The following is a 3,351-nucleotide window of genomic DNA, read 5'->3' on the forward strand; positions in this document are numbered from 1 at the left end:
CGCATCGCCGCACTCGCGTGGCAGGGGGACGGCTGCTCGATCTCGATGGCCTCGGCGTCGGTCCTCACGGACATGGCGGTCGGCCGCACGGTGCCCGAGCTCCTCGCCCTCACCGAGGAGTTCCGCACCATGATGCGGTCCCGGGGCGCCGGCGAGCCGGACGAGGACGTGCTCGAGGACCTCATCGCCTTCCACGGCGTCTCGAAGTTCGTCATGCGGGTCAAGTGCGGGATGCTCGCGTGGGTGGCGGCCGAGGCCGCCGCGCGCGAGGCGACCACGCGCTCCTGACGCGACCGGTCTGCGGTCCGGGAGGCGCGGGTCGGGCCCGCACCGTCCCTCCTGGACCGCAGTCCGCACGTCACGGTTCGTCACCATGCGTGACGCACGGGGGAACGAGCCGTAGCGTCACGGCCGTGAGCACGAACAGCGAGCACCGCCAGATCCGGTTCAACGCCTTCGACATGAACTGCGTGGCGCACCAGTCCTCCGGGCTCTGGCGCCACCCGCGCGACCGGTCCCGTCACTACAACGACCTGTCCTACTGGACCGGCCTCGCGCAGCTCCTCGAACGCGGGAACTTCGACGGCATCTTCATCGCCGACGTCCTCGGCACCTACGACGTGTACGGCGACTCGAACGAGGCCGCGCTCCGCACCGGGTCGCAGGTCCCCGTGAACGACCCGATCCTGCTCGTCTCCGCGATGGCGTCGGTGACCGAGCACCTCGGCTTCGGGATCACCGCCGGGACCGCCTACGAACACCCGTACCCGTTCGCCCGGCGCATGTCGACGCTCGACCACCTCACGAAGGGCCGTGTCGGCTGGAACGTGGTGACGGGCTACCTGCCGAGCGCCGCGCGGAACATGGGCCAGACCGACCAGCTCTCGCACGACGACCGCTACGACGTCGCCGACGAGTACCTCGAGGTCCTCTACAAGCTGTGGGAGGGCTCGTGGGAGGACGACGCCGTGGTCGAGGACCGCGAGACCGGCGTCTTCACCGACCCCGCCAAGGTGCACCCGATCGAGCACCACGGCACGCACTTCGACGTCCCCGGGATCCACCTCTCCGAACCGTCCGTGCAGCGCTCGCCCGTGATCTACCAGGCCGGCGCTTCGCCGCGCGGTATCCGCTTCGCGGCCGAGAACGCCGAGGCGGTGTTCGTCGGCGCGCCGACCGTCGAGCAGCTCGCCGTGACGGTCGGGAAGGTCCGCGACGCCCTGGAGGCCGCTGGCCGCGACCGGTACGCCGCCCGCGTCTACACGCTGCTGACCGTGATCACCGACGCCACCGACGAGCTCGCCCAGGCGAAGTACGAGGACTACCTGTCGTACGCGTCGGAGCTCGGCGCGCTCGTGCTGAACTCCGGCTGGATGGGTGTCGACCTGTCGCAGTGGGACCTCGACGAGCCCCTCGGGGACGTCGAGTCGAACGCGATCCAGTCGGCGGCGGCCAACATCGCGGCGGCCACCGGGTCCGACGGGTCGAAGTGGACGATCCGGGACCTCGCCCGGCACACCGCGATCGGCGGCCTCGGCCCCGTCGCGGTCGGTGGCGGTGCGACCATCGCCGACCGGCTCGTCGAGATCCAGGAGCAGACCGACGTGGACGGCTTCAACCTCGCCTACGCGGTGACACCCGGCACGTGGGAGGACGTCATCGAGTTCGTCGTGCCGGAGCTCCGCGCCCGCGGCGTCTACCCCGACGGGTACGAGCCCGGCTCCCTGCGGCACAAGCTGCACGGCCGCGGCGACCGGCTGCCGGCGGAGCACCGCGGGGCGTCGTTCCGGGTCGGGGAGCGGGCGGTCGTACGCTGAGCGGGTGACCGGGTCGTCCTTCGTCGTGCGTGCCGCCGCCCGGGACGAGGCCGCGGCCTGCATCGAGCTGTGGACGGCGGCGGTCGCGGCGCGGGACGGTGTGCCCCGGTCGGCGGCGGTCCGGGACCGTGCCCGGTCGAAGTTCGCGGCCGCCCGTGTCGCACTCGTCGTGGCGTCCTCGCCGTCGTCGGCCGCGCTCGCCGGCTCCGTGCCCGCGGGGTCTGCGCCCGCCGGCTCCGCGCCCGCCAGCCCCGCGCCCGCCGGCTATGTGTCGGCGGCCTCCGCACTCGCCGGCTTCGCGCTCGTCACCGAGCCGGGGACGGGACTGCCGGGCGACCCGGACGATGCGGCGTACCTCTCGCTGCTCGCCGTCGATCCGCGCGCGCAGGGCCACGGACTCGGTCGGTCCCTGCTGCAGCGCGCCGTCGCCGAGGCCGGTGCCGCCGGGTACGCCCGGACCCTGCTGCACGCCCTCGACGACAACGCGCCGGCGCTCCGGCTGTACCGCGGCGCGGGGTTCGAACCCGTCGGCGAGCCCTTCCCGCACGCGCTGAGCGGCCGGCCCACCCGTGCGTGGGTCGCGGACGGCGCCCGGACGGCTCCGGCTACGCGGGTTCGGGCAGGGGCGACTGCAGCGCGTCCACCGCACTCGGCCACGGGGCCCACTTCGCCCGGGGCGCCACGAGCAGGTACGGCTGGGGCGTCGGGTAGCTGACGAGTTCGAGCGTCGATCCCCACGGGGTCCTCGTGTAGACGAACCGGTTCCCCTCGCCGGCCTCGAGCCCGCGCAGGTCTCGCGGGTCCGAGTTGCGGGTGCCCCCGGCGGCCTCGATGCGGGCGAGCGTGTCGTCGAGGTCGTCGGTGTGGATCGCGAGGTGCTGCCAACCGATGTCCGCGGGGTGCACCGCGCCGCGCTGGTCCGGTCCGAGGTACTCGAAGAGCTCCAGCCCCGGCCCCTCCGGGAGTGCGAGCATGCGCATCGCGCCCTGCGCCATCGTCGACGGGATCCCGAGGTAGCGGTGCGCCTCGGGGGTGCCGTTCGGCTCCTCCGAGCGGCACCGCATGTCGTACAGGACGACGGCGTCGAACGCCGCCTCGAAGAACGCCGTGGCTGCGTCGATGTCCGGCACCGTGACGCCCACGTGGTCGATCCTGATTCCCCTGCTCATACGACGATCGTGACAGCTCGGCGACCGGACGTTCCGGCCGGTGGCCGAGGGTGCGGTCCCGATGCGGCTTCCCGCACTCCGCACGAGGTGAGGTGAGGCTGTCCTCACCAGAAAACCCCTGATCAGGGTAGCCTCACCATGCTGGCGCCGCTCGCGACGGCGTGGCATCCTGACGTCCATGTCGACCGCAACCGACCTCGTCCTCCCCACCACCGACCACGACACCGCCAGCGCCGCCAAGCTGAACTGGCTGCGCGCCGGCCTCCTCGGCGCCAACGACGGCATCGTCTCGGTCGCGCGCCCGCGCGACCCACCCGGGTCACGGTGCGGGCCAGACGGTCTCGCCGTCCTTCGTGATCGCGTCG

4 protein-coding genes and 1 pseudogene are annotated in these 3,351 nt (G+C 73.0%); 4 read left to right on the plus strand and 1 reads right to left on the minus strand.

What is annotated here, in order from left to right; translation table 11 throughout:
• The 3 genes from I5E_RS11500 to I5E_RS22755 all read left to right on the plus strand — a co-directional run.
• Positions 1 to 288: iron-sulfur cluster assembly scaffold protein (locus tag I5E_RS11500; protein WP_022907120.1), on the plus strand; the 288-nt coding region annotated here is incomplete at its 5' end.
• A 125-nt stretch (positions 289 to 413) separates the two neighbouring features.
• Entirely contained in the window at positions 414 to 1,817 is a 1,404-nt protein-coding gene (locus I5E_RS11505; protein WP_022907121.1) for an LLM class flavin-dependent oxidoreductase, read from the plus strand.
• 4 nt (positions 1,818 to 1,821) lie between these two features.
• Positions 1,822 to 2,532 (plus strand): GNAT family N-acetyltransferase, encoded by a 711-nt coding sequence (locus I5E_RS22755; RefSeq protein ID WP_022907122.1) that lies wholly within the window; start codon positions 1,822 to 1,824, stop codon positions 2,530 to 2,532.
• Here I5E_RS22755 and I5E_RS11515 read toward each other — a convergent pair.
• Positions 2,423 to 2,986, minus strand: coding sequence for a VOC family protein (locus I5E_RS11515; protein ID WP_022907123.1), 564 nt, complete (start codon positions 2,984 to 2,986; stop codon positions 2,423 to 2,425). The two genes, I5E_RS22755 and I5E_RS11515, sit on opposite strands and share 110 nt — an antisense overlap.
• A gap of 178 nt (positions 2,987 to 3,164) precedes the next feature.
• Here I5E_RS11515 and I5E_RS26455 point away from each other — a divergent pair.
• Positions 3,165 to 3,351, plus strand: a pseudogene (locus tag I5E_RS26455) (hypothetical protein); the annotation flags it as partial.

The organism is Curtobacterium sp. B18 (assembly GCF_000333375.1).
GTDB lineage: Bacteria > Actinomycetota > Actinomycetes > Actinomycetales > Microbacteriaceae > Curtobacterium.